The organism is Paraplanobispora siamensis (genome assembly GCF_016863175.1).
In the GTDB taxonomy this organism is placed as follows: Bacteria; Actinomycetota; Actinomycetes; order Streptosporangiales; family Streptosporangiaceae; genus Planobispora; species Planobispora siamensis.
Window position 1 is genome coordinate 88,686 of the sequence record NZ_BOOJ01000040.1, and the last position, 24,424, is coordinate 113,109.

Sequence of the window (24,424 nt, forward strand, 5' to 3'; positions counted from 1 at the left end):
TGTATTTCGTCGATCGATTCGGTACGGTGAACGCGTGGACGAGCGGACCGGCGGACGGCAGGGCGGACAGCCGGCCGGCCGGACCGCCCCCCGGGAGCGCCGGGCGGCGACGGTCCAGGAGGCCAAGGCGCTGGCGCACCCGCTGCGCGTGCGCATCCTGCGCCTGTGCGCCCAGCAGGAACTGACGAACAAACAGCTCGCCGACCGGCTCGACCGCGACCCGGGCACGGTGCTCTATCACGTACGGCAACTCGCCGACGCGGGCTTCCTCGAACCGGCGCCGGTCCGCACCGGCGTCAGCGGCGCGCTGGAGAAGCCCTACCGGTCCACCGGGCTGTCATGGTGGCTGAGCCTGGAGTCCGACGTCGCCGACCCGGAGGCCAGATTCGCCCCCATCGAGGCGTTCCAGCAGGAGCTCCACGAGGCGGGCCCGGAGTCCGTGCAGACCTTCGCGCGGTTCATGCTGCATCTGTCGGCCGAGGACGCCGCCGCCCTGGAGAGCCGCATCCTCGCGATCCTCGACGAGTACATCGTCACCGAGCCCGGGCGCCTCGACCAGCCGGCCTACGGCGGCATCCTCGTGCTGCACCGCATCGACGACCGGTAGGCGGGCGGGACGTCCAAGCGGTACGGCAGGCCGTCCGCGTACCCCTCGTCACTGCCGGAGCGACCGGTGGACCGCGGCCAGGGCCTCCTCGTCGGAGGCTCCGGCCCGCCGGGCGGCCCTGACGAACTCCTCGGCCGCGGCGGAGAGCCGGAGGCGGAGCTGGTCGGCTGCGCCGGTGACGACGGCGGTGCGGCCGCGGCGCAGCTCTATCAGGCCCTCGTCGCGAAGTTGCTGGTAGCCGCGGAGAACGGTGTGCAGGTTGATGCCGAGGGCGGCGGCCACGGTGCGGGCGGAGGGGAGCCGGTCGCCGGGGGCGGCCATGCCGTCGGCCAGCGCGGCGCGGACCGAGTCGGCCACCTGGTCGGCGAGGGGCCGGGCCGACGAGGGGTCGATCGTGATCAGCACGGGGTCGTCTCCGCTCCCCGCTGCCTGCGCAGCCATCCGTTGACCAGGGCGGCGGCCGTCTCGGCCTCGCGCGTGGAGTAGACGAACCGGCGGCCGTCGGCCAGGGCCAAGATGAGCACCGGCGCCCTTCCGCCGACGACGCCCCAGCCCGCCGGACCGTCGTCCAGCCTGTAGCGTCCGGCGGGGGCCTCGGTCCCGGCCTCGGCCGACCGGATCGACGCGTAGGGCACCGTCCGCCGCAGGACGGGCAGCCAGGGGACGCGCACCGTGACCCCCGAGCCGTCGATCTGCAGGTGGGTGCGTGCCTGCGCCGCCTCGAACAGCGTCCACAGCGCCAGCATCACCGGACCCTGCCACGAGCGGGGGTCACCGGACGTGACGTACGCGGTGACCGCAGCGATCGCCACGGCCGCCGTCAGCCTGCGCATCGACCAGGCCGAGGCGGTGAACACGGCGCGCTGTCCGGGACTCAGCACCATGGCGGGGGCGTGCGGAGGCGGTGCGGCGGTGGCCTCGGGCGACGGCGGCAGCGGGCCCGCCAGCGCCCAGCCCAGCGCGGGCGCCGCCACGCTGACGGCGATCTCCACCGCCAGGTGCCAGCCGGGCCGGGTGGCCGCGCCCGAGGCCGCCGCGAGCATCGACAACGTCTCCGTCACCGGCACCGACAGGCCGAGGAAGAAGGCGGCGGCGACCAGGGCCTGCTGGACCCGGGGCAGATGCCGGTAGCGCAGGAAGGTGATGAGCAGTATCGCCTCGAAGTAGACCACCATGACGACGGCATTCCCCGCGGACCAGCCCTGCCCGGGACCGTGATCCGGCAGGTGCCCGCCGTACAGGCCGATCGAAGCCAGGGGGATGAGCAGGAGGAACACCGGGCCGGCGGCCGTCAGGGCCAGCCGGCGCCGCCGTCCTGGCGCGGCGGGATCGAGGGAGCGGGGAGACGTGAGAGCGACCATGACCGGATCTCCACTGTTTGGTTTTGAATATAACACTCCAAACAGTTTTGGAAAGTGCCCGGTGCCGGACGCCTCTTTCTCACCAGTGGGACAGGGGGCCCGCCTGGCGGCGGCGTTCCTGGAAGTCGGTTATCTTCCAGACGATCATTCCTGCCAGGACGGCGCAGGCCAGGACCGGTCCGGTGAAAATGATCTCGGTCCTGGCGGCCGTGAGGTAGGACTGCAGGTCGTCGCCGGGGGCGAGGAAGCGGTAGATGAGGTTGGGCACATACATGCCGGCGATCCACAGCAGCCACCAGGCCAGTACCAGCCGGGGGCGGCGGATGGTACTGAGGGTGAGCCCCGACAGGGTGGTGATGCCTCTGGAGCCCAGCCAGGAGGTCGTCCAGATGTCGTCGACGATCTGGCGGGGGAACCAGAAGCTGACGATCGGCATGCTCCAGCCGAAGATGATCCAGGCGGCGTGGCGCCGGTGCGGGACGTCCATCATGGCCTCGGCGTTGGAGCGGGCCCGGAACAGCCAGATCATGAAGACGATCGCGGTGATGAGATAGGTCGCCATCTGCACCAGTGCGCCCAGCGCGTAGAGGCTGTCGCTGGCCTCCGCCTTGGCCATCTCCACCGAGGAGGGATCCTCCATGAGGGCGGACACGACGGAGACCCGTTCGAAGGCGGCGACCAGGGCGAACAGGTCGGCGAGCGCGTTGACGCCCAGCAGGGTGATGACGGTGATCGCCAGTCCGCGGACGGGGCGGATCGGCCGTACGGGCGCATACGGCATGGTTGCTACGGGCTGGGGATGCATGGCTGTCCTTGTGGCGGGGCGGGGAGCCGTACGGGCGAGGAGGTGTGTTCCCGAGGGGATGCCGCTCAGCGAAAAAGGCAAAGCGGCTTTATGTACGATTTATGCCCTTTCGTACTGATTGAGAAGTATACGAATGCCTGCGGAGTGTGATGACGCTCAGCCGGAGCGCGCGAACCGCTCGCGGTAGGCGGAGGGGCTGAGGCCGGTCTGCCGTCGCATCTGCGCGCGCAGGTTGGCGGCGCTGCCCAGGCCGCTGGCCCTGGCCACGGCCTCCAGTCTGGTCTCCCCGCGCTCGATGAGCCTGCAGGCCAGGGAGACGCGTTCGGCGGTGAGCCAGGCCAGCGGGGTGGTGCCGAGCTCGGCCTGGAAGCGCCGGTGCAGGGTCGCAGGGCTGACGGCGGCGCGGGCCGCCAGGTCGGCGACCGCCAGCGGGAGGTCCAGGTTCTCCTGCGCCCAGCCGAGGAGGGGCGCCAGCGAGACGTCCGGAGCACCGGCCACCGGGCGTTCGATGAACTGGCGCTGCCCGCCGTCGCGGTGGACGGCGAACACCAGGCGCCGGCTCACCGCGTTGGCGACCTCGGCGCCGTGGTCGCGGCGGATCAGGTGCAGGCCCAGATCGAGCGCGGACGCGCTGCCGGCGGAGGTCAGCACGTCGCCGTCGTCCACGAACAACACGTCGGGCTCAAGCCGTACGGCGGGGAACCGGGAGCGGAACAGCCCGGCCCAGCGCCAGTGCGTGGTGGCCCGGCGGCCGTCGAGTACGCCCGCGGCCGCCAGGGCGAACGCGCCGGTGCAGAAGCTGACCAGCCGGGCGCCGCGTCCGGCGGCGCACCGGACGGCCTCCAGGACCGCCGGGTCCGGTGCGACCTCCGGATCGGGCCGGTTGGGCACGATGACCGTGTCCGCGCGCTCGACCGCCTCCAGCCCGGCGACGCCCGACATGGTGAAGAACCCGGCGTGCATGACCACCTCGCCGCCCGTGGCGCACAGGCCGAAGTCGTACCACGGCCGGTCCAGTTCGGGACGGCGCAGGCCGAACAGCTCAGTGGCCACCCCCAGCTCGAACGGGTTCGAGCCGGAGTCGACGATCATCACGACCCGGTGCGAGGATCCTTGCGACATATGCGATTCCTAGCACTCACCGTTCCGTCCGGCCAGCGGGCATGGTGATCGGGTGAGCAACGAACCGATCGAACTGCAGACCGCCCTGGCCACCTTCACCGACCTGTGGAGCCCGCGGATCGTCACGCGGGTGAACGACTACGACGTCCGGATCGCCAAGGTCGAGGGCGAGCACGTCTGGCACGCCCACGACGACACCGACGAGTTCTTCCTGGTGCTGGACGGTGAACTGGCCATCAGCCTGCGAGACGGCGGCGGTAACGGTGGCGCCGATGACGCCCACGTGGCGGAGCGGGCCGTCACCCTGCCCAGGGGAGCGGTGTTCGTCGTCCCGCGCGGTGTCGAGCACCGGCCGTTCTCGCCCGGCGGGGCCTCGATCCTGATGTTCGAGCCGACCGGCACCCTGAGCGTGGGCGACCGTCACGAGACCGTGCCGTCCCACGTCGACGTCACCACGGGACACGCGCTCACCGACCGGAGCGGCGGCCCGGCCGGTACGGCCCGCTGACCTCAGCCGCCCGGCGACCGCCCGCGCCGGTGTGGCCGAGGGCGTCGTCGAGGAGCGCCGAGATCACCCGGCGGAGCGCCGGCTGCGCCCCGCGCACGATGTGGTCGCAGGCGTCCTGACGGCGCACCTCGATCTTCACATCGCGCTCCCTGGCGCGGGCCGCCTCGGCCAGCGCGGTGAGGCCGACGGGACCGAACGACCCGCACGCCCGCCTGAGCCGGGCCGCCGGCAGCAGGTCCTCCACCGCCTCGCCCAGCTGCCGGGTGCCGGGTGCCGGGGACCAGCTGGTCCACATCGTCCATGACCAGGGCCGGGTCGGTCCCGCGCCGCAGCCGGCAGGCGACGAGCTGGGCGCAGGTGTGCAGGTGTGCAGGTGTGCAGGCGGGTCAGCGGCGTGCGCAGCTCGTGGCTGACGTCGGCGAGGGGCGCGGCCGGGACTGGGAAGAGCTGTTCGACGGGTTCCCGGCGGCGGCGGACTGGCCCGCCGCGGCGTACTGGCGGGAGCCGGCCGAGCACTATCCCGGCGCGAAGGTCGTCCTCACCGTCCGCGATCCGGACCGGTGGTACGACAGCGTCAGCGAGACCATCTTCGCGAGCGCCCTGGCGGAGCGGCGGCCGACGCCCCCGCACCGCAGGGTGACGCGCCGGCTGGTGGCGTGGCGGGCCCCGGACTTCGCGCTCTACCCGCGCATGGCCGGGGCGACCGTCATGGACCGCGTCTTCGACGGCCGCATCGACGACCGCGCCCACGTCCTGGCGGTCTTCGAGCGGCACGTCGCCGAAGTAAAGGCCGCGATCCCGCCCGACCGGCTGCTGGTCTTCGACGTCCGGCAGGGCTGAGGGCCGCTGTGCGCCTTCCTCGCGCCCCCCGTCCCGGAGGCCCCTTTTCCCCAGGTCAACGAGCGTGCGGCGTTCCGGCGCAAGCGGCCCCTCAGGCGGCTGCGGCTGATCCTGCTCAGGCGCTGACGGCCCCGGCGGCCGCCGGAGCAGGGCGTCGCCGGTGTCAGGGGGTGAAGATCTCCTGAACCTGGACGATCTCGCCGCGGTACACCGTGATGAGCGCCGGTCGCTTCTCGTTCTTGACCCGCTTGATCAGCGTGCTCCTGGAGCAGCGCTTGGCGCCCAGCCCGGTGCGCCGGTCGACCGTCAGGCCGCCGGCGGCGCTCGTGCATCCGTAGGCGCTGAGATAGCGCACGCCGGAGGCGACTGGGGAGGCGTAGGCGCGCACGTCGCCCTCGGGCGGGCCGACGAAGTAGCCCTCGGTGTGCTTGTCCCGCTTCCAGCGGATCGGCTCGTACTCGGCGACCCGGCCGCGCACCGAGGTGATCCAGCCGCGGAGGATGCCGTCGCGGCGGGAGTGGATGCCCTTGGTGAAGTCGTGGCCGGGATCGGCCTGGAAGGTCGTGCCGAAGACCTTCGGCTGCTTGAAGTCCGGAATCGTCGCGGCGTGAGCGGCGGTGCCCGACAGCACGGCGGCCGCGGCGGCGCCGGTCGCGATCAGGGTGCGGAATGTGTGTCTCACACCGTTTTGGATTATCCGGCGTCCCGCAGGGTTCGCGGGCCGGCCGGTGACGCCGGTCACACCGGTGGATCCGCGACCCCGCCGGCCTCCCCGCTCCAGCGGGCGAGGCCGGCGCGGGCGCGCAGGGTGTCGGGGTGCTCGGGACCCAGGACCCGTTCGCGTACGGGGACCAGGGCGGCGAAGTGGTCCCTGGCGGCGGCCGGGTCGCCCGCCACGCCCGTCCAGCGGGCCAGGTTGGCGCGGGCGCGCAGGGTGTCGGGGTGCTCGGGACCGAGCACCCGTTCGCGTACGGGGACCAGGGCGGCGAAGTGGTCCCTGGCGGCGGCCGGGTCGCCCGCCACGCCCGTCCAGTAGCCGAGCTCGGCGCGGGCCCGCAGGGTGTCCGGGTGCTCGGAGCCCAGCGTCCGCTCGTGCACCGGGACCAACTCCGCGTACCGGTCCCTGGCGGCGGCCGGATCGCCCGCCGCCCCCGTCCAGCGGGCGAGGCCGGCGCGGGCGCGCAGGGTGTCGGGATGGTCGGGCCCGAGGATGCGTTCGTAGGCCGGGACCAGTTCCGCGAACCCGTCCCGCGCCGCGTCCGCGTCCCCCGACGTCCCGGTGAAGCGGGCGAGGTTGGCCCGGGTCCTGAGCGTCTCGGGATGCCCGGGGCCCAGCACCCGCCCGTACGCCGGGACCAGCGCCGTATACCGCTCCACGGCCGTCCGCGCGTCTCCGGCCTCCCCGGTGAAACGGGCGAGCGCGGCGCCGGCCACCAGCGTCTCGGGATGGTCGGGCCCGAGGATGCGTTCGTAGGCCGGGACCAGTTCCGCGAACCCGTCCCGCGCCGCGACCGCGTCCCCGCTCTCCCCGGTGAAGTAGGCCAGGTCGGCGCGGGCCGTCAGGGCGTCCGGGTGCTCGGGGCCCAGGGCGCCGAGCAGGACGGCGCAGCGGCGCTCCTGCAACGTCCGGGCGGTGCGGTGGCCGCCGCTCGCCCGCAGATAGTCCAGGACGGCCCCCATGCCGGGGGAGTCCGGGGCCAGGACGGCGCGGGCGTGCGGCAGCAGCCCGGCGTAGGCCGCCCAGGAGCCGGGGTGCTGCGGATCGGGCGGCAGCGCGTCCCGCAGCAGCCGGGCCGCCGTCTCCCGGGCGGCGGCGCGCTCGTGCTCGGGCAGGTCGGCCAGGACGACGGCCTGCACCAGGCGGTGCACGCCGACGCGCAGGCCGTCGGGTGATCGGCTGATCATGCTGTACGAGGCCAGCATGCCCAGCGCCTCGGCCACGGCGGCCTCGTCGGCGTCCGGCAGCCCGTACAGCACGTCGCACGGCAGGTGGTCGGGGGCGTAGCAGGCCATCAGCCGCAGCAGCCGCGTCGCCAGCGGGTTCGCCCGCTCGACGCGCGCCTCCGTCACCGCCCAGGTGCGGGCCACGACCTCGTCGCCGCGCCGGGGGGATCCGGCGGCCAGGGCGCGCTGCGGGGTAGTGCGCAGCAGGCGCAGATAGCGGGCGGCGTCCATGCCCGGGGTGGCGGCGATGTAGGCGCCGGCCTGCTTCAACGCCAGCGGCAGCTCGCCCAGCTCCGCGGCGAGCTCTCCGGCCGCGGCGCGGTCGGCCGAGGCCGCGGGCCCGGCGGTCCGCAGCAGCAGCCGGACCGCGTCCCCCCGGGACAGGGGGGCCAGGCGCAGCACCGGTCCGAGCTCCTCCCAGCCGATGTCGCGCCTGCTGGTGACGAGCACGTGCCCGGCGCGCAGACGCCCGAGGATCGGGTGGAGATGACCGGCGTCCTCGACGTTGTCGAAGACCAGCAGCCACGATCCGCAGGAGGCCAGCCACGTCAGCGCCCAAGCGGCGGCCTCCTCGGCGGGGGCCTGGACCGCCGCCGCGCTCGCGGTCGCCGCGCACAGCGCCCGGCACAGCCCGGCCAGGCCCGCCTGGATGCTCTCGGGGCTCTCGGCGTCGATCCACCACACCAGCCGGTAGTCCTCGCGGTGCCGGTGGGCGTGGTGCAGGACCAGCTCGCTCTTGCCGACGCCACCCAGCCCGACCACGACCTGCGCCACCACACCCTGCGCCGCCCCGCTCTGTCCGGCCCCGCTCTGCCTGGCCCCGCTCTGCCTGGGCCCGCCCTGACCGATCGTGCCCGCACCGGCCCGCTCCAGCAGGCGCAGCTGCTCCCGGCGGCCGGTGAACACCGGCGACGGCAGGCGCGGCAACCCGATCGTCCCGGCGGCTGACACGCTCGCGACGGCCGGCAGCCTCGGACGCAGCGCGGGGAACGCCGCGGGCGCCGCGACCGCGGCGGGACTGTCCGGGCTCCGCCCGGCGATCGCACCGGCGCCGTTCGCGTCCCGCCCGGGGATCGCACGGGCACCGTCTCCGGAGGCGGGCCCGCCCGGGGGAGATCGGCGCAGCTGCGCCAGCAGCGCGGCCCCGGCGACCAGCAGACCGGCGATGCCGACGAACATGCTGATCACGCTGGCCCGCTTGTCGAGGACTTCCAGCACCTCCTCCGGCACCCGCAACGGATCGGCGAGGAAAAACCCCACCAGTCCCGCGGTCAGGAGCACCGCCGAGACGGTCACCACCGCGACGACCGCCGCCCGGCGCCGGGCACGCGGCCGGGGCGCGGGAGCGCCGGGGGAGACGGGAGGAGACCCGGAAGAGGGTTCCGAGGGGGAGGCGGTCGGCACTTTCCAAGATTGCCCGCTGCACGGGAAAACCGCACGGGCATGCCGCGAACCCGCCACCGCCGGCCCTGCGGGCGGAACTCGTCTCAGGCGTCCGGCTGGGATCCGCCCCGGACGCTCGGGCGGGACCTGTCTCAGTCGTCTGCCGGGATCCGCGTCGGGCACCCGGCCGGGCCCGCCTCGGACGGCCAGGCGGGATCCGCCGCAGGCGTCCGGGTGGCACCCCGCCTCAGACGAAGGCGCCGAGGCCGGTGATCGCGCGGCCCACGATCAGGCTGTTGATCTCCCGGGTCCCCTCGTAGGAGTAGATCGCCTCGGAGTCGGCCACGAACCGGCCCATGCCGTAGTCCAGGACGATCCCGTTGCCGGCCATGATCTCCCGGCCCCAGCCCACGGCCTCGCGCATGCGCGCGGTGCAGAAGGCCTTGGCCATCGCCGAGTGCTCGTCCTTGTAGACGCCCGCGTCCTGCAGCTGCGCCAGCCGTACGACCATGCCCAGCGAGCAGGTCACGTTGCCCAGCATGCGCACCAGCAGGTCCTGGACCAGCTGGAATCCGGCGATGGGGCGACCGAACTGCTCGCGTTCCTTGGCGTAGGACAGAGCGCGCTCGTAGGCGCCCATCATGCAGCCCACCGCCTGCCAGGCCACGCCGCCGCGGGTCTGGCGCAGGATCGTGGCCGTGTCGCGGAAGCCGTTCGCGCCCTGCAGCCGGTTGGTCTCGGGGACCAGGCAGTTGGTGAGGGTGATGTCGGCGTTCTGCACCGTCCGCAGGGCGATCTTGTTCTCGATCTTCGTGGCGGTGAACCCCGGCGTCCCCTTCTCCACCAGGAAGCCCTTGACCTGGCCGTCGGCCTCGTCCTTGGCCCACACGACGACCAGGTCGGCGAAGGTCGCGTTGCCGATCCAGCGCTTGGCGCCGTTGAGCACCCACACGTCGCCCTCGCGCCGCGCCGTCGTGCGCAGTCCGGCCGCGACGTCGGAGCCGCCCTCGGGCTCGGTGAGGGCGAAGGCGCCGATCTTCTCCATGGCGGCCATCGGCTCCAGCCACCGCTCGCGCTGCTTCTCGGAGCCGAGCCGGTGGATGCTGCCCATCGCCAATCCGTTGTGCACGCCGAAGAACGTGCCCATGGAGGGGTCCACCCGGTTCATCTCCAGCACCACGAACCCGGTCAGCAGGCTCCGCGCCCCCCGGTACGCCAGACCCGCGACGTCGAGCTTGGCGAACTCCGGGATCAGATGGTGGGGGAACCTGGCGTTGGTCCAGGCCTCGTCGGCGATGGGCGCGACCTTCTCCGCCATGAACTCGCGCACGCGAAGGACGATCTCCTTCTCGTCGTCGCCGAGCAGTTCGAAGTAGTCATAGAAGTCACCTGTCATCATGCGCCGCCCCCTGCCCAGGAAGCGCAGGGTCAACCGGTCGCGGCCGATCCCGCGGTAAACCGGATGCCTTTCGCCGCGGCGCCTCCCGGTGCGGTTCCCGGCCGCCTCACCGGCCCGGATGCCCAGGTCGTGCCCCCGACGTCCGACACCGCCGTTTCCATGGACGCCTACGGCTTTCGCTCCCGAATGACGGAAAGCGGGCCGACCCGGTGCGAGGGGCGCTCATCATCGGCGCGCAATTCTAAAGAAAGGCAATGGCATCCTCACAACGCATTACTGGTCGATTACTTTTAGTAGTACGGTGATGCGGTTCGCGGCACCGCCGTACGACGTCCACCCGTCCGCTCACCACCCCCGGAAGGAGCCGGATGACGCTGCAGCAACCATGCGCGGCGCGAGCACGCCGTGTGGATCACATCCCCGTCGCGGGAACGCCACCGCCCGAGGGCGGTCCGGGAGGTGATCATGCATCATGACCCCTCTCCCGGCGAGCTGGCCCGGCGCCTCAACGACCTGCAGTACGCGGCCCAGCGACTCACCTCCCAGGAGCTGTTCCTGGCCGAGCAGCGGGCGAGTGAGCGGCGGTTCACCTCCATCGAGCGGGACCTGGAGGAGCTCCAGCGCCGCATCGACGAGGAGCTCAAGTCGATCATCAGCAGGATCGAAGCCCGCGAACGCGACAGAGGGGCCAACTGGCGGCAGAGCGTCTACGCGGGGGTCATCCCCGCGGGCCTGCTGCTGGTGTCCCTGCTGGTCCAGATCTGGCTCTCACTGAACGGAACCGCCTGATGCGCCTGGCCAGATTGCACGTCACCCGACGCGACCTGTTGCTCGTCCTGACCCTCGGGGTGCTGGTGGCTCTGGCGGTGTGGGTGTCGATGGCCATCCGCGACCTCGGAGAGCGGCTCCAGGACGCCCAGTACGACCGCGAGGTGCTCGTCCATCAGGTCCGCCAGCTGGGCGGCGTCCCCCACGTCGGCCCGGCGGGTCCCCAGGGGCGGGCGGGCCGCCCCGGACCGATGGGGCCGCAGGGCCCCCCCGGGATCCAGGGCCCGCCGGGCCCGGAGGGATCGCCAGGCCCGGCCGGTCCGCGCGGCCGCCAGGGTCTCAAGGGGAAGATCGGACCCCCCGGTCCCGTCGGCCCTCAGGGCTCCTCCGGTCCGCAGGGGGAGACGGGGCCCAGGGGCGAGGCCGGCCCGCAGGGCGAGCGGGGAGCCGACGGCGAGCGGGGTCCTCAGGGTGAACGGGGACCTCAGGGCGAGCAGGGACCGCAGGGTGAGCGGGGGCCCGCCCCCGACCGGGTGTTCTGCAGCCCCATGCCGGAGGGGACCCCGTGGCCGTGCACCACGGAGACCGCGCCCGCCGGGGTCCCGGCGCCCTGACCGGGTCGGGCGGCCGGGATCAGGCGGCCGGGACCAGGCAGCGGCGGGAGGGACGCGGCGCGCGGCGGGAGGCGGAGCGGTGCGGAGCCGGCACGGGCCGGTGCGGCGCGACGGCGCGGCCATCGGGCAGCAGGGCGCCGGTGTCCTCGAACAGCACGACGCCGTTGCACAGCAGGGTCCAGCCCTGCTCGGGGCGGAAGGCGACGGGGCGGGCGGCCTCGCGGTCGGAGGCGTCGGCGGAGGGGCAGTGGGGTTCGTGCTGGCACATGACAGGCCTCGGGGGTTCGTCTCGGGTACGGATGCTGGCCGTCGAACTCCCTCAGCATCGCCCCCGGACCCCGGCCCGTCCTCGTACAAATACCCGTGAGACCGCTCTGTGGAGAAGTACGGGTCCGCTCCGGCCGTCCAGGATTTTTTACCGGTTGCGGCTGTGCAGAGCTCCATGGCGGGGGATCCGCCGCCGGATGACACTCCGGGCATGTCCTCTCTCACCGATCGGCTCCTGGAGCTGTGGCAGGCGCCGCCCGCCGACCCCGCGGCCGCCGAGGCGGCCTTCCGCGCGCTGTACGCCGACCCGCTGACCGTGAACGGCACGGCCTTCACCGTCGCCGGCCTGGTCCAGCGGGCCCGCGAGCTGCACCGGACCTACGCCGACCTCGCGATGGAGCCGGTGGAGGTGGTCGAGACGCCGGGACGGGTCGTCCTCGCCTTCCGCATGCGCGCCCGCCACGTCGGCCCGCTGACGACGCCGTTCGGCACGGTCCCCGCCACCGGCAGGACCGTGCGGCTGCGCGTGATCGACGTCCTCACCGTGGAGGACGGCCTGGTGACCGCCGTGTGGATGGTCGCCGACGAGCTGGACCTGCTCCGCCAGCTCACCGCCGGGACGCCCGCGGGCGCGCACCCGATCGACCTGGACAAGACGGTGGAGATCCGCCCCCGCGCGGCCGGTTCACGCCTGCGGTGATCCCCGGCGCGGCCGGTCCCCGGCCGCGCCGGGGATCACCCGCGGCCCAGGATCCGCCAGCCGTGGGCCGGGACGAGATACGGGTCCGCGGCGGTCCCGCCGGAGGACTCCAGTACGGCCCGGCCGGCGCTCTCGGCCGGGAATCGGTGGGGCCGGTCGCCCACGTTGAGCAGCGTCAGGAGCTCCTCACCGGGATGGTCGGGGTCGGCGGAGAGCAGGGCGACGGTGGTGTTGTCCAGGTTCCGGGCGGTGGTGCGGGCCCGCACCAGCCACGGGTGGCGGCGACGCAGCCCGATCAGCCTGCGGTGCAGCCGGTGGACGGGCCGGCCGGCCGCGGGCAGTCCGGCGGGGGAGCCGGGGAAGACCGGGCGAACCGCGTCGTCGCCGCCCGCGCGTTCCTCCTTGATCCCCCGGTAGGCCTGCTCGTCGCCGTAGTAGACGCTGGGCACGCCCCCGACGGTGAACAGCACGGCCAGGGCGTGGCCGAGATGACGCCCGTCGGTCAGCCGGCTGGCCAGCCGGGTCACGTCGTGGTTGCCGGCGAAGGTCAGCGGCGCGAAGGTCTTCAGGAACCCGTTGTGCCGCTCCAGGGCCCAGGCGAGCTCGTAGAAATTGCCGTCGTTGAGCGAGCTCCAGATCGCCTTCCACAGCTCGTACTGGGTGACCGAGTCCAGCCCGCTCTCCCGGACGTACTCGGCGTAGTCGCCGTGCAGCACCTCTCCGGCGAACCACGCGCCGGGGTGGCGCGGGCGGACCCGCTCCAGGGTCCGGCGCCAGAACTCCGGCGGTACGGCGTAGGCGGCGTCGAGCCGCCATCCCGACACGCCCCGGCCGAGCCAGTGGTCCATGACGCGCACGACGTGGTCGAGCACGGCGGGCTCGTCGTGGTTCAGGGCCACCAGATGGCGGTGCCCCTCGAAGGTGTCGTAGTCCCCTCCGGAGGGGGAGCGCCGGAACCAGGCGGCGGCGCTCGGGTCGGCCTCCGCCCGCTCGAACACCGGGAAGCCCCGGGCGACGTGGTTGAACACCCCGTCCAGGAGCACGTGCAGGCCCCGGTCGCGGGCGGCGGCGACGAAACGGTCGAAGTCGGCGTCGTCCCCGAGCCGGGAGTCGATCCTGAAATGGTCGACCGTGTCGTACCCGTGGGTCTCCGAGGCGAAGACCGGGCCCAGCTGCAGGCCGGAGCAGCCCAGCTCGACGGCGTAGTCCAGCCAGTTCTCCAGGTGCCGCAGGCGGTGCCGTACCGGCTCGGCGGCCGGGAGGGCGGCGGCCTCGGCACCGGTGAACCCCAGCGGGTACACCTGCCACCAGATCGCGTGATCGGCCCATGACGCCACGGTCGCTCCTTCGCGGGCGGTCCCCGAGGGGAGACGGTCGGCTGCCGGGGTTTTCCGGTCCATCGGGTTCTCCCATGAATGGCGTACCGGAAACCGCCCTGCCGTGTTTCTCGTATCACATGCCACATTGCTCCCGCCGTGTTGTGGCGGGAGGCCATAGATCACGACCGGCGGGCGGGGCCAGGATCGGCTCCCACCGACGTGACACTTCAGGGGGCGCCCGTGCCGGGCCTGAGACGTTCCGCCACCGCGGCCGCCGGTCTCCTCGCCGCGCTGCTCCTGGCCTGCCCGCTCCCGGCGACCGGCGCCGCGGCCGCCGGACCCGCCGCGGCGGACAGGGGGGCCGACCCCGGACGGGACCGGCGGCCCTGGCTCGACGAGAACCGGTCCGTCGCCGAGCGGGTGGAACTCCTCCTCGATGCGATGACGACGGACGAGAAGCTGAACATGGTGCGCGGTCACGGCCTGGCGCTGGTCCCGCGGGGCAGGGTCAAGGGCGTCCCCCGGCTCGGCATCCCTGAGCTGCGCCTGCACGACGGCCCGCACGGCGTCAGCGACGTCAAGGGCGTGACCGCCTTCCCCGCGCCCATCACCCTCGCCGCCACCTGGGACCCCGCCCTCGCCCGCCGGTTCGGCGCCGCCCTCGGGGCGGAGGCCCGGGGCAAGGGGATCAACGTGCACCTCGCGCCCGCCGTGGACATCCTGCGGGTGCCCCAGTCGGGCCGGGTCTGGGAGAGCTTCGGGGAGGATCCGTACCTCACCGGTGAGCTGGCCGCCCAGGAGGTCAGGGGCATCCGCAGCCGGAACGTCATCCCCACCGTCAAGCACTACGTCGGCAACAACCAGGAGACCGACCGCATGCTCGTGAACGCGGTCATCGACGAGCGCACGCTGCGGGAGATCTACTATCCGCCGTTCGAGGCCGCCGTCGAGGCCGGGGCCGGGGCGGTCATGTGCGCCTACAACCGGGTCAACGGCGCCTTCGCCTGCGAGAACCGCAAGACGCTCACCGACGACCTGAAGAGGTCCATGGGCTTCGACGGCTGGGTCATGTCCGACTGGCTGGCCACCCGGAGCGGTCAGAGGGCCGCCCGCGCCGGGCTCGACCAGGCCATGCCCGACGACCCGCTGTTCTCCGCCAACCTCAGGGTGGGGCTGGCCACGGGGAGCTTCCCCGAGGCCCGGCTGGACGACATGGCCCGCCGGGTGCTCACGCCGATGATCGCCGACGGGCTCTTCACGACGAGGTACGGCACGCCGGGCCGCAACGTCCGCACCGCGGCGCACACCGCCCTGGCCCGCGAGATCGCGGTCTCCGGGACCACGCTGCTGAAGAACCGGGGCGGTCTCCTCCCGCTGCGGGAGGACACCGGCAGCATCGCCGTCATCGGGACCGCCGCCCACGACGACGTCCGGATCACCTCGGCGGGCTCGGGGCGGGTGCTGCCGCCGTACGTGGTCACGCCGTACGAGGGGATCAGGGGGCGGGCCGGCGGCGAGGTGACCTACACGCCGGGGGACGGCGGGGGCGCGGCCGGGCTGCGTGAAGCCGCCGACGCCGCGCGCGAGGCCGACGTCGCCGTGGTCGTGGCCGGGCTGGTCACCCAGGAGGGGGAGGACCGCAAGAGCCTGCGGCTGCCCGGGAACATGGACAGGCTGATCGAGACCGTCGCCGCCGCCAACCCGGACACCGTGGTCGTGCTCACCAGCCCCGCCCAGGTCCTCATGCCCTGGACCGGGAGGACGAAGGCCGTGGTCTCGTCCTTCCTCGGCGGTCAGGAACTGGGCAACGCGCTGGCCGCCGTGCTGTTCGGCGACGCCGACCCCGGCGGGCGCCTGCCGATGACCATCGCCGGGCGCGCGTCCGACTATCCGGCCGGCACCCGCCGGCAGTTCCCCGGGGTGGGCCTGCGGCAGGTCTACAGCGAGCGGCTGCGCGTCGGCTACCGCCACTTCGACGCGGCCGGCATCGAGCCGCTGTTCCCCTTCGGGCACGGGCTGTCCTACACCACGTTCTCCTACCGGGGGCTGTCGGTCTCCGGGACCACGGTCCGGGCCACGGTGCGCAACACCGGGAAGCGGCCGGGCGTCGCCGTACCCCAGCTCTATCTGCAGTTCCCCCGCGGCGCCGCGGAGCCGCCGCGGCAGCTGCGCGGGTTCGCCAAGGTACGGCTCGCGCCGGGGGAGTCGGCCACGGTCACCTTCCGGCTCCCGGCCAGGGCGTTCCAGATCTGGCGCGGCGGCAGGTGGACGACGGTGCCCGGCGGGTACACCGTGCGCGTCGGGGCCTCATCGCGGGACCTGCCGTTGCGCGGGACGATCCGCCGCTAGAACCTGGGTGTGCGGGGATGACCGCCAGGCGCCTCTCCGGGCGGGCGGAAGGAAGTTCTAGACTAGCCCGAACGACCAGAATGGAGTTCGGTAGCGATGCGAATCGGACTGTACCTCGACGAGCCCCAGGGCCCCGAGGCGCTCGGCAAACTGCGGGACAGGATCGCCCGCACCGCCGACGAGGGCTTCCCCTCGGCATGGGTATCCAACATCTTCGGCCTCGACGCCCTGACCGCGCTCGCCGTGGCGGGCAGCCAGGTGCCGGGCATCGAACTCGGCACCGCGGTCGTGCCGACCTACCCGCGCCACCCGGCCGTCCTCGCCCAGCAGGCGCTCACGGTCAACACCGCCCTCGGCGGGCGGCTGGCGCTCGGCATCGGGCTCTCGCACCAGATCGTCATCGAGGGCATGTACGGCTACAGCTTCGACAAGCCCGCCCGGCACATGCGCGAGTACCTTTCGGTCCTGGTCCCGCTGATACGCGGGGAGAACGTGGAGTTCGAGGGCGAGACCCTCACCGCGAAGATCGGCCTGAACACCCCGGGCACGGGCGACATGCCGGTCCTCATCGCCGCGCTGGCCCCGCGCATGCTCAGGCTCGCCGGAGAGGTCGCCGACGGCACCGTGCTCTGGATGACCGGTCCCAAGACCGTCACCGAGCACGTGGCCCCCGCCGTCACCGAGGCGGCCCGCGCGGCGGGACGCCCCGCGCCGAGGATCGTCTGCGGCCTGCCGGTCTGCGTCACCGACGACGTCGAGGCCGCCCGCGCCCGCGCGGCCGAGGTCTTCGCCGTCTACGGCCATCTGCCCTCCTACCGCGCCATGCTCGACAAGGAAGGCGCGGAGGGCCCCGCCCAGGTCGCCCTCATCGGCGACGAGGACACCGTGGGCGCCCAGCTGGAGACCCTCGCCAAGGCCGGGGTCACCGACTTCGCCGCCTCCGAGTTCGGCCGCGACCAGCGCACGAGGGACTTCCTGCGGTCCCTGCTCTGACCTACAGATGATCGCGGAAGAGGGCGCCGAACTCTTCCTCGAACAGGTCGTAGCGGTGGCGCAGCTCTGCTCCCGGCCAGTCTCCGGGCAGGAGGCCGGGCGGGAGCAGGGGGTCGGTGAGCAGGTGCCGCAGGATCGCCGCGGCCAGGGTGAACCGGTCGGTGACGGAGGAGGCCGCGTCGAACCGCGCCCGCAGCGCCCGCGCCCGCTCCGCCCAGGCCGGAAGGTCCCACAGGGACGCCGCCAGCGCGGCCGGATCCCCTTCCGGTACGGCCCGCAGGAACGTGCACTGCCCGGCGGCGATCGCGGGATGGGGGATTCCGCCTTCCCCGGCCGGGCCCTCCCGGACCAGGTTGTCCGGGCGCATCCACACGCCCTCACGGATCTCGGCCATGCGCAACGCCGCCATGGCCTCCCGGAACGCGGCGCGTTCGGCGGCCGGGCGCCGTTCCGCGGTGACGATCGCCACCTGCCACGAACCGTCCCACGCGCGCGTGACCGGGGAGCGGCTGGCGTCCTGGCGCGCCTGGCGCTCTCGCAGGCGCTCGCCGAGCCGGTAGGAGCCGTCGCCGGTCTGGCCGAGATCGCCCGCCGCGACCATGCGCGAGAGCGCCACCCGGACCGTCCCCTCGGAGATGCCGAACAGCTCGCCCGCGCGCACCAGGTGGCGGGCCTTCAGGTGGGGCGGGTGGGCGCCCAGCAGCGTGCTGAGGACGACCGAGCGCGCGGTCAGCGGCCGGAGGTCCGGCGGGTCTTCGTTCTTCATCGGCGGTCCAGAGCATAGGGCCTGCCCGGCGGGGCTTCGGAGCGCGAGCCGTACCCGGTGGCGGATGAAGCCGTCCGCGATCCTGGCCATTACATCTTCCCATCACGTGTCAGAAAAACGTAATATCCGAGTATGGCTTCCTATCTCGTCGAGCCGGTCGACCAGCTGCCCTTCGGCACCCCGGACAAGTCCCGGCGCTACGCCACCGAGCGCTACCAGGGCGCGGCCGGGCTGAACTGGTACGGCTGCGACCCCACCCTGGGCTTCCTGATGCGCCGTCACCTCGGCGCCGAGGGCCTGCGGTGGGCCGCCCCCCACCTGGAGCGGGCCGGCGCGCTGATGGCCGGGCCGATCCTGGAGCACGCCGAGGAGACCGACCGCAACCCGCCCCGCCTGGAGCGCTACGACCGCTGGGGCCGCGACGTCAGCCGGATCGTCATGCCGCCGTCCTTCGAGGCGGCCCGGCGCGAGCTGGTCGCGCGCAGCTTCACCCGGCCGGAGTTCGGCGCGGAGGCGAAGGAGGCCGGGGCCGATCCGTCGGTGATGACCGCGGCCTGGCACTACCTGCTCTACCAGGCCGACATCGGCATGGGCTGCGCGCTGGGCACCGGCGGCGACATGGTGGTGCTGATGGCCGAGTCGTTCGCGCCCGAGGACGTCAAGGCGCGGGTCCGGGAGATCTTCGCCGACGGCATGTTCTCCGGCGAGGCCGCGCAGATGTTCACCGAGCGCTCCGGCGGCTCCGACCTCGGCGCGCTGGAGACCACCGCCACCTCCGACGGCGACGCCTGGCGGCTGAACGGCCTGAAGTGGTTCGCCTCCAACGCCAACGGCTCGGCCTTCGTCGTGCTGGCCAAGCCCGAGGGCGCCGAGGACGGGGTGCGCGGGGTCTCGCCCTTCCTGGTGCTGCGCGAACGCCGCGACGGGAGCCACAACGGCATCCGGATCCGCCGGCTCAAGGACAAGCTCGGCACCCGCTCGGTGGCCTCGGCCGAGGTCGAGTTCGCCGACGTCGAGGCGTTCCTGCTCGCCCCCGACCCGCGCGGCACCGGCGACGGCAAGGGCCTGGCCCGGATGATGACGCTCACCAACGGCGCCCGCCTGGCCATCGCCATGATGGGCCTGGGCTGCGCCCGCCGCGCCCTGGTCGAGTCGATCTGCTACGCCCGCAGCCGGGAGGCCTTCGGCGCCGCGCTCATCGACCAGCCGCTGATGCGCCGCAAGCTGGCCGAGATGATCGTCGAGGTCGAGGCCGCCCAGGCGATGGTCTTCGACGGCACCCTCAACCCCGGCCTGCGCCTGGCCCCCGCACTGGTCAAGCTCCGCGCCGCCCGGCTCGGCGTCACCGCGGCCAGCGACGCGATCGAGATCCACGGCGGCAACGGCTACATCGAGCAGTGGCCGGTCGCCCGCATCCTGCGCGACGCCCAGGTCAACACGATCTGGGAGGGCGGCGACAACATCCTGTGCCTGGACGTGCGGCGGGCGATGCTGCGGGAGAACGCCCACGAGCCGTTCCTGGACCGCCTGACCGGGGCCGTACGGCAGGCGCCGCCCGGTGACGAGGCCACCGCCAACCTGGTGCGGCTGCGGATCGAGGACCTGCGCAAGGCGATCACCGTCTGCTCGGGCCTGGATGCGGCCGCGGCCGAGGCCCGGCTGTTCCCGCTGGCCCGGTTCATGTGCGACGTCTACGCCGCCGCGCTGCTGCTGGAGCAGGCGGGCTGGGAGCGCCGTGAGTTCGGCACCGACCGCAAGGCCCTGGTCGCCCGGCTGTACGCCGAGGCCCACCTGGCCGACCACGGCCCGCTGCGCGGCCTGGACCGCCCGGCCGAGGACCTGACCCGCTTCGACGAGCTGCTGGAGGGAGCCCTCACCCTCTGATCCCGATGCACCTGGCCGGGCCGCGTGAGGCGAGGACGGTCGCATCCGGCAGGATGGCGGGATGCCGACGCGTCTGGACTGGGAGGACTTCGAACGGGTGCTGGCCGACGAGCTGGCGCAGCGCATTCGGCTGACTGTCGCCGAGCACGGTGACGAGCGGTTCTACGCCGCGGCGCTGGACCGGATCCACCGGGAGACCGAGTCTCGGTCCGGCCGTCGCCCGGCGGGTCGTGCCCCTGATCGCCCGGTCGATCGGCGAAGACCCGGACGCCGCCGTGCGGCGGCTGGCGATCCTGTCCCTGCTGTGGTGGAAGAAGGCCGCCCATCCGTATGCGGACGCGGTACGCGCGGCAGCGGGCGATCCGGCCGAGGAGGTCCGGGAGGCCGCCGCATACTGGCTCCGCGAACAGTCGGGGACGACGGCATCGCCGCCGGATCCCGGCCATCGCGGTCCGGAGAACCGCGATGGCGGCGATATGCGATGACCGTTGCGACCGCCGGAGGGCTCGCCGCCCGCGGTCACGGTCCTTCCAGAAGCAGGACGGACGGGACGGAGGGCTCGGCGAGCCGGAGGAGTCCGTACCCGATGCCGGCCAGGCCCGTCATCAGGCCGGGCGATTCCACGCCGATCGGCAGGCCGCACTGCCGGTGGCCGCGCTCGACGGCGTCCAGCACCCGGGTCGCCGCCACCGCCGCACGTGCCGACAGCTCCGGTTCGCCCAGCGTGTCCGCGGCCCTGGTGAGGAGTTCGAGGTTGCCCAGGTCGCCGTGGCAGAGCGAGTGGCTCTGACCGAAGCCCTGGGCCGAGGCTGTGACCGCGGCGATGAGCGCCTCGGCGCGCAGGCCGGCGGCGCGGTCCGGTTCGCGGCAGTGCGAGAGCATCGCGAGCCGGCCCAGGCCGATCCCGGCCGCGCCGTGGCACCACGCGACCATCGGTCTCCTGTCCGCACCGGGATCGCCCCAGGTCCGCAGATCGGGCCAGTTCGCCAGTCCGGCGTCGAACCGCTCGCGTTCGTAGGACAGGGCCTCGTAGGCCGTCGTACGGAAGCGTTCCAGCCCGCTGAGCTCAGCCAGTTCCGCCAGGGCCCAGGCGATGCCCGCGGTCCCGTGCGAGAACCCGGTGAGCGGCTCGGGTCCCAGGGGCGGGTTCGGCCAGGTCGGGACGTTGCGGACAAGCCGGCTGTGGGAGAGCAGGTGGTCACCGCACCGGACCGCGGCCGACAGGGTGCCCGGAGTGGGACGCGCGCGGTGAAGGCAGGCCAGGGCGCCGATGCATCCGGCCGCGCCGGCGATGACGTCGTACTGGTCGTCCAGCTCGATGAGCGGTGGGAGGCGCTCGGCGACCTCCTGCGCCCGGTCGAGCAGCCGCGGCGTGCCCGTGAGCACACCGAGATGCGTCAGCGCGTAGACCGCTCCGGCCAGGCCGTTGAACGCGCCGATGCCCTGCGGCGCGTCCCCGGCACGTGACACCTGTCTCTCCAGGGTCCGGGTCGCGGCCCGCGCGAGGGAGGCGTAGCGGTCCTCTCCGGTGACGGAGGCGAGCCGGCCGAGGAAGAGGGCGATCCCGGCGGTCCCGTCGTACAGGTCGGGGCCGAGCACGGTGGGCGTCCACTGCCCGTGGCCGGCCAGGCTGAAGCCCGGCCAGACGGCGTCCTCGTCGGCCTTCCCGCGCAGCGCCAGCGCCTCCAGCCGGTCCCCGGTCGCTCCGGCGGCCGCCAGGAGCCGGTCCCGGCCGGGGAGTTCCCGGCGGGTGACGTCGCGCACCGACGGCGCACCCGCTGCCCGGCCGGCGGGCGGAGTTTTCGCGTCCATCGGATCGAGTCCGCGGCGCGCGGCCGCCAGCGTCCCTTCGATGAGCCAGATCTGCCGTTCCAGGTCCTCCGGCCCGAGCCGGCGGATCCGCCTGCGCACGCGGTCGAGCCCGCTCTCGGGCAGGAACCCGTCGAACCGGGCGCCGGTGCCGGCGGTCAGGTCACGCGAACCGGCCCGTGCGGTGAAGACCGGCACGTCGCCGTCCCACAACTGCTCGCGCTCGCAGGCCACGACGCGGGCGAGGTACGGGCGGGTGGCGACCTGGGACCACAGCCGGGCGAACAACAGCTCGCACTCCATCCCGTCGCGCAGCACGCTGGGATGCAGGCTTTCGTACAGCAGGGTGCCGTATGTCCGGGTCTCCCGCAGGACCACGCGAACCTCGTCCCCGGCGAAGGCGGCCAGGGGGCCCGCCGGGGCCAGCAGTTCGTCGCGGTGAGCGAGCAGGAGCCCGTAGAAGTGCCGGAAACCCTGGAGGACGGCGTCCGCGTGGTCGCGGAAGTCGGCGTCGCCGCCATCGGGCAGTCGGGGGCGGCTGCGGCATCCGCGCACCGGCTTCGGCTCCCTGACCACCCGCATGACGTCCGTACCGGCGTCCTTGCAGTGAGGCACCCCGTAGGGGGTGAGCTGGCCGTCGGCCGCGCCGATGCCGCTCATGTCGAAGCCGGGGGAGTCGGCCGTCGCCCACGTGCGCTGCGGGAGCAGCCCCACCCGCAGGACCGAGTCCTCGAGCAGCTCCGCGGCCACCTGCTCGGCGGAGGACAGGTCCCGCTCCACCGGCGCGGGATGGAACAGGGCCTCGAGATCGACCATGACGGGGTGGGCGCCGGAGGCGAGCACGTTCTCCCCATGGAAGTCCGTCGCCTGAAGCGCGTAGAGCAGTGCCAGGAACTCGCCTTGGCGCAGGTAGAAGTCCCGGACCTCCTCCAGTGACGAACACGGCGTGTGCGCGACGTACTCGGCCCAGCCGTAGGCGCCGCGGTCCACGACCGTGAGCACACGCAGCGGAGGCGTCGCTCCGGCGTGGTTGAGCCATGACAGCAGCTGCTGGAAGTGCGCCGCCACCGCCATCGGCCGGGGTTTGTAGACCACGCGCAGCCCGTGGGCGAACTCGGCGATCAAGACCGAGCGGCCCCGACAGTGGCTGTCGCCCAGGTTCCCGGCGACCCCGGTCACGACCCCGGGATCCCGGCCGGGGCTGAACGCGGCGCGCAACGTCCGGTGGTCCGCGACGAGCCGCCGCGCGAACTCCAGGCCGGCCTGCAGCCACCACTCGGTCCGTACGGCCAGCCGGCGGCCCAGAACGGGGTAGCGGTCCAGCAGCCGCAAGGCGGTGTCGACGTCCCTCAGCCCTTCGACGAACGAGGTGAACCGCTCACGCGCGGTGGCGCCGCGCAGTTCCCCTCGCAGGCGGCTGAGGTTCAGTTCCATGACCAGTGTGCGGTTGACCATGCGCAGCAGTTCGGGTAGCAGCACGTCCAGCAGCGACTCCTCCAATCCGCGGGAGTCGAAGACCTCTGTGCCCGTGGTTTCCGCGACGGCGGCCAGCCCCGTGCACAGCCGTTCCCGGCCCCGTGTCACGAGCGGCTGGACCAGCCACAGGAACGCGCGCTGCTCCTCGCCCCAGGCCGACTTCAGCGGACGCCCGGGAGCCCCGGGCCCGGCGACCGGGGTGTCGGCCGGCTGCGGCCGCCCGTAGGCGCGCTGGAGCTCAAGCCGCCACCACGGCGGCGGGCCCGCCTGCGACGGCCACGACGGGTCGGCCTGCAGCGCCCGCCCGAACTCCGGCTCCGTCACGCCCGCATGCTCCAGCCAGGCCGGCCACTGCTCGGCGGAGGCGAACTGAGGCTCCGCGCGCCACCGGGCCAGCACGGTCCGGTCGGTGTCCCGGCCGTCGCCTCGCCCGGTGGGGGCCGGACCCGCCGCACGCAGCAATCCGATCCGTTCGTCGAGCCCGAGCGCGTCGGCCCAGCGGCCGGCGGGGCCCGGTGACACCGCGGTCATGCGCCGTCCGCCTCCGGCTCAGGCCTCACAGGCGCAACCGCCGCTCGACTGACACGAGATCGAGACGCAGCCCGCGGTCGAGCAGCAGATCTCCATGTCGATCGTCAGGGTCACGGTGTGCGGGAGCCCTTCCGCGGCCATCACCTGCAGACCCGGAACGTCGAGTTCCACCTCGCCCCCCGGATTGACCGGCAGGACGTCCCGCTCCGGCAGCTGGAGGGCGAACAGGTAACGCCGGTCGACCCAGGCCCTGGCCACGTCGACACCCGCGATGATGTCCTGAAGAGCCCGGGCCCAGCCGTAGGCGCTTTCCATCGCCGCGTCGAGGCTCTCGTCGTCCTTGGCGACCATCACGAGGGCGAACGTCTCGGCGCCGCGCCGGGCGACCCGCTGGAAGGCCGCCATCCGGCGCTGATGCCGCAGCCTCGTGAACTCCGGCCGTGTCACCGTGGCGGCGACGGCGTTGTACAGGACGGTCATCTCCTGCCCCAGCAGAGGCGGCAGGGACGACGTTCCGTCGGTGTGGATCGGGGCGGCGCCGAAGACCGCCGCCACCGCGGGATCGCCCAGCACGTCGCGGGCGCGGCCGAACAGGGCGTCCAGCCGGCGGTCCGCCAGTCTCATGGGAGAACCCTCGACGCGCTCGCACGACTCCTGCAGCGCCGTGACCGCCTCCCGGGCGGCACGGCGCAACCTCGGCTCGGCGGCACCGGTGCCGCGCTCGGTGAAGACGATGGCCGCCTTGCGCACCGCGGCCGCCTCCACGGCCAGCCCGTCGAGCACCCGGCCTGACAGCGCCGCCCGCTCCGCGACGGCGGGCCAGTCCGGATCGTTGCCCAGCCGGGAGGAGAAGTCGCTGAGAAGGTCGGCGATCTGCTCGGGAATCTGGCTGTAGGGGATGGGACGGTCCGCGAAGTCGCCGGCGATGGCGGCGGCGAGACCGATCACGGGATCCAGCGCTCGATATGCGTACAGAGAT

22 protein-coding genes and 1 pseudogene are annotated in these 24,424 nt (G+C 73.5%); 10 read left to right on the forward strand and 13 right to left on the reverse strand.

The window, feature by feature from the left end; all coding sequences use genetic code 11:
* Positions 1-34 precede the first annotated feature (34 nt).
* A complete protein-coding gene (locus Psi01_RS24515) occupies positions 35-607 on the forward strand; it encodes an ArsR/SmtB family transcription factor (RefSeq protein ID WP_204066435.1) in 573 nt (190 codons plus the stop codon).
* Positions 608-655: 48 nt separating this feature from the next.
* Here the strand turns inward: Psi01_RS24515 and Psi01_RS24520 are convergent, their stop codons facing one another.
* The 4 genes from Psi01_RS24520 to Psi01_RS24535 form a co-directional block, all read right to left on the reverse strand.
* A complete protein-coding gene (locus Psi01_RS24520) occupies positions 656-1,012 on the reverse strand; it encodes a GntR family transcriptional regulator (RefSeq protein ID WP_204066436.1) in 357 nt (118 codons plus the stop codon).
* Positions 1,006-1,968, reverse strand: coding sequence for a hypothetical protein (locus Psi01_RS24525; RefSeq protein ID WP_204066437.1), 963 nt, complete (start codon positions 1,966-1,968; stop codon positions 1,006-1,008). Before Psi01_RS24525 ends, Psi01_RS24520 begins: the two co-directional genes overlap by 7 nt.
* Positions 1,969-2,047: 79 nt before the next feature.
* A complete protein-coding gene (locus Psi01_RS24530) occupies positions 2,048-2,749 on the reverse strand; it encodes a DUF4328 domain-containing protein (RefSeq protein ID WP_204066438.1) in 702 nt (233 codons plus the stop codon).
* A gap of 180 nt (positions 2,750-2,929) precedes the next feature.
* Positions 2,930-3,895 (reverse strand): helix-turn-helix domain-containing protein, encoded by a 966-nt coding sequence (locus Psi01_RS24535; protein WP_204066439.1) that lies wholly within the window; start codon positions 3,893-3,895, stop codon positions 2,930-2,932.
* 52 nt (positions 3,896-3,947) lie between these two features.
* On the opposite strand from Psi01_RS24535, the gene Psi01_RS24540 reads away from it, so the two are divergent.
* Positions 3,948-4,403 carry a cupin domain-containing protein gene (locus tag Psi01_RS24540; RefSeq protein WP_204066440.1) on the forward strand — a complete coding sequence of 152 codons (456 nt, stop codon included), beginning with the start codon at positions 3,948-3,950 and terminating at the stop codon, positions 4,401-4,403.
* Here the strand turns inward: Psi01_RS24540 and Psi01_RS24545 are convergent.
* Complete coding sequence (locus tag Psi01_RS24545) at positions 4,363-4,698, reverse strand: hypothetical protein (protein WP_204066441.1); 336 nt, start codon at positions 4,696-4,698, stop codon at positions 4,363-4,365. The genes Psi01_RS24540 and Psi01_RS24545 overlap by 41 nt on opposite strands.
* A gap of 5 nt (positions 4,699-4,703) precedes the next feature.
* Here Psi01_RS24545 and Psi01_RS24550 point away from each other — a divergent pair.
* Positions 4,704-5,369 (forward strand): annotated as a pseudogene (locus Psi01_RS24550) (sulfotransferase family protein).
* A gap of 37 nt (positions 5,370-5,406) precedes the next feature.
* Here the strand turns inward: Psi01_RS24550 and Psi01_RS24560 are convergent.
* The 3 genes from Psi01_RS24560 to Psi01_RS24570 form a co-directional block, all read right to left on the reverse strand.
* A complete protein-coding gene (locus Psi01_RS24560; RefSeq protein ID WP_204066443.1) occupies positions 5,407-5,925 on the reverse strand; it encodes a hypothetical protein in 519 nt (172 codons plus the stop codon).
* Between the two features lie 56 nt (positions 5,926-5,981).
* On the reverse strand, positions 5,982-8,591 hold the full coding sequence (locus Psi01_RS24565) for a tetratricopeptide repeat protein (protein ID WP_204066444.1): 2,610 nt from the start codon (positions 8,589-8,591) through the stop codon (positions 5,982-5,984).
* 226 nt (positions 8,592-8,817) lie between these two features.
* A complete protein-coding gene (locus tag Psi01_RS24570) occupies positions 8,818-9,969 on the reverse strand; it encodes an acyl-CoA dehydrogenase family protein (RefSeq protein ID WP_239127984.1) in 1,152 nt (383 codons plus the stop codon).
* A 465-nt stretch (positions 9,970-10,434) separates the two neighbouring features.
* On the opposite strand from Psi01_RS24570, the gene Psi01_RS24575 reads away from it, so the two are divergent.
* Together Psi01_RS24575 and Psi01_RS24580 are read left to right on the forward strand one after the other, a co-directional pair.
* On the forward strand, positions 10,435-10,758 hold the full coding sequence (locus Psi01_RS24575) for a hypothetical protein (protein WP_204066445.1): 324 nt from the start codon (positions 10,435-10,437) through the stop codon (positions 10,756-10,758).
* On the forward strand, positions 10,758-11,351 hold the full coding sequence (locus tag Psi01_RS24580; RefSeq protein WP_204066446.1) for a collagen-like domain-containing protein: 594 nt from the start codon (positions 10,758-10,760) through the stop codon (positions 11,349-11,351). Before Psi01_RS24575 ends, Psi01_RS24580 begins: the two co-directional genes overlap by 1 nt.
* A gap of 19 nt (positions 11,352-11,370) precedes the next feature.
* On the opposite strand, the gene Psi01_RS24585 is transcribed toward Psi01_RS24580, so the two are convergent.
* Positions 11,371-11,619 carry a DUF5999 family protein gene (locus Psi01_RS24585; RefSeq protein ID WP_204066447.1) on the reverse strand — a complete coding sequence of 83 codons (249 nt, stop codon included), beginning with the start codon at positions 11,617-11,619 and terminating at the stop codon, positions 11,371-11,373.
* Between the two features lie 210 nt (positions 11,620-11,829).
* On the opposite strand from Psi01_RS24585, the gene Psi01_RS24590 reads away from it, so the two are divergent.
* Positions 11,830-12,318 (forward strand): ester cyclase, encoded by a 489-nt coding sequence (locus Psi01_RS24590; protein WP_204066448.1) that lies wholly within the window; start codon positions 11,830-11,832, stop codon positions 12,316-12,318.
* Between the two features lie 35 nt (positions 12,319-12,353).
* Here the strand turns inward: Psi01_RS24590 and Psi01_RS24595 are convergent, their stop codons facing one another.
* Positions 12,354-13,655: an alpha-amylase family glycosyl hydrolase gene (locus Psi01_RS24595; protein WP_204066449.1), complete on the reverse strand. Its 1,302-nt coding sequence runs from the start codon at positions 13,653-13,655 to the stop codon at positions 12,354-12,356.
* Positions 13,656-13,877: 222 nt separating this feature from the next.
* Between Psi01_RS24595 and Psi01_RS24600 the strand changes: the two genes are divergently transcribed.
* Both Psi01_RS24600 and Psi01_RS24605 read left to right on the forward strand, forming a co-directional pair.
* On the forward strand, positions 13,878-15,986 hold the full coding sequence (locus Psi01_RS24600; RefSeq protein WP_204066450.1) for a beta-glucosidase: 2,109 nt from the start codon (positions 13,878-13,880) through the stop codon (positions 15,984-15,986).
* Positions 15,987-16,082: 96 nt separating this feature from the next.
* Positions 16,083-16,979: a TIGR03564 family F420-dependent LLM class oxidoreductase gene (locus Psi01_RS24605; RefSeq protein WP_204066451.1), complete on the forward strand. Its 897-nt coding sequence runs from the start codon at positions 16,083-16,085 to the stop codon at positions 16,977-16,979.
* Position 16,980: 1 nt separating this feature from the next.
* Here the strand turns inward: Psi01_RS24605 and Psi01_RS24610 are convergent, their stop codons facing one another.
* Positions 16,981-17,745: a PaaX family transcriptional regulator C-terminal domain-containing protein gene (locus Psi01_RS24610; protein WP_204066452.1), complete on the reverse strand. Its 765-nt coding sequence runs from the start codon at positions 17,743-17,745 to the stop codon at positions 16,981-16,983.
* 132 nt (positions 17,746-17,877) lie between these two features.
* On the opposite strand from Psi01_RS24610, the gene Psi01_RS24615 reads away from it, so the two are divergent.
* Both Psi01_RS24615 and Psi01_RS24620 read left to right on the forward strand, forming a co-directional pair.
* A complete protein-coding gene (locus Psi01_RS24615) occupies positions 17,878-19,629 on the forward strand; it encodes an acyl-CoA dehydrogenase family protein (RefSeq protein WP_204066453.1) in 1,752 nt (583 codons plus the stop codon).
* Between the two features lie 230 nt (positions 19,630-19,859).
* Positions 19,860-20,114 (forward strand): hypothetical protein, encoded by a 255-nt coding sequence (locus Psi01_RS24620; RefSeq protein WP_204066454.1) that lies wholly within the window; start codon positions 19,860-19,862, stop codon positions 20,112-20,114.
* Between the two features lie 34 nt (positions 20,115-20,148).
* Here the strand turns inward: Psi01_RS24620 and Psi01_RS24625 are convergent, their stop codons facing one another.
* Entirely contained in the window at positions 20,149-23,445 is a 3,297-nt protein-coding gene (locus Psi01_RS24625; RefSeq protein WP_204066455.1) for a type 2 lanthipeptide synthetase LanM family protein, read from the reverse strand.
* An 18-nt stretch (positions 23,446-23,463) separates the two neighbouring features.
* Complete coding sequence (locus tag Psi01_RS24630) at positions 23,464-24,393, reverse strand: hypothetical protein (protein ID WP_204066456.1); 930 nt, start codon at positions 24,391-24,393, stop codon at positions 23,464-23,466.
* Positions 24,394-24,424 lie beyond the last annotated feature (31 nt).

Excerpts from the sequence above, each read along its gene's own strand:
- Psi01_RS24525 (WP_204066437.1), bottom strand. The coding sequence starts at position 1,968 with ATGGTCGCTCTCACGTCTCCCCGCTCCCTCGATCCCGCCGCGCCAGGA.
- Psi01_RS24530 (WP_204066438.1), bottom strand. The coding sequence starts at position 2,749 with ATGCCGTATGCGCCCGTACGGCCGATCCGCCCCGTCCGCGGACTGGCG.
- Psi01_RS24535 (WP_204066439.1), bottom strand. The coding sequence starts at position 3,895 with ATGTCGCAAGGATCCTCGCACCGGGTCGTGATGATCGTCGACTCCGGC.
- Psi01_RS24545 (WP_204066441.1), bottom strand. The coding sequence starts at position 4,698 with ATGTGGACCAGCTGGTCCCCGGCACCCGGCACCCGGCAGCTGGGCGAG.
- Psi01_RS24570 (WP_239127984.1), bottom strand. The coding sequence starts at position 9,969 with ATGATGACAGGTGACTTCTATGACTACTTCGAACTGCTCGGCGACGAC.
- Psi01_RS24575 (WP_204066445.1), top strand. The coding sequence starts at position 10,435 with ATGCATCATGACCCCTCTCCCGGCGAGCTGGCCCGGCGCCTCAACGAC.
- Psi01_RS24580 (WP_204066446.1), top strand. The coding sequence starts at position 10,758 with ATGCGCCTGGCCAGATTGCACGTCACCCGACGCGACCTGTTGCTCGTC.
- Psi01_RS24585 (WP_204066447.1), bottom strand. The coding sequence starts at position 11,619 with ATGTGCCAGCACGAACCCCACTGCCCCTCCGCCGACGCCTCCGACCGC.
- Psi01_RS24590 (WP_204066448.1), top strand. The coding sequence starts at position 11,830 with ATGTCCTCTCTCACCGATCGGCTCCTGGAGCTGTGGCAGGCGCCGCCC.
- Psi01_RS24605 (WP_204066451.1), top strand. The coding sequence starts at position 16,083 with ATGCGAATCGGACTGTACCTCGACGAGCCCCAGGGCCCCGAGGCGCTC.
- Psi01_RS24610 (WP_204066452.1), bottom strand. The coding sequence starts at position 17,745 with ATGAAGAACGAAGACCCGCCGGACCTCCGGCCGCTGACCGCGCGCTCG.
- Psi01_RS24615 (WP_204066453.1), top strand. The coding sequence starts at position 17,878 with ATGGCTTCCTATCTCGTCGAGCCGGTCGACCAGCTGCCCTTCGGCACC.
- Psi01_RS24625 (WP_204066455.1), bottom strand. The coding sequence starts at position 23,445 with ATGACCGCGGTGTCACCGGGCCCCGCCGGCCGCTGGGCCGACGCGCTC.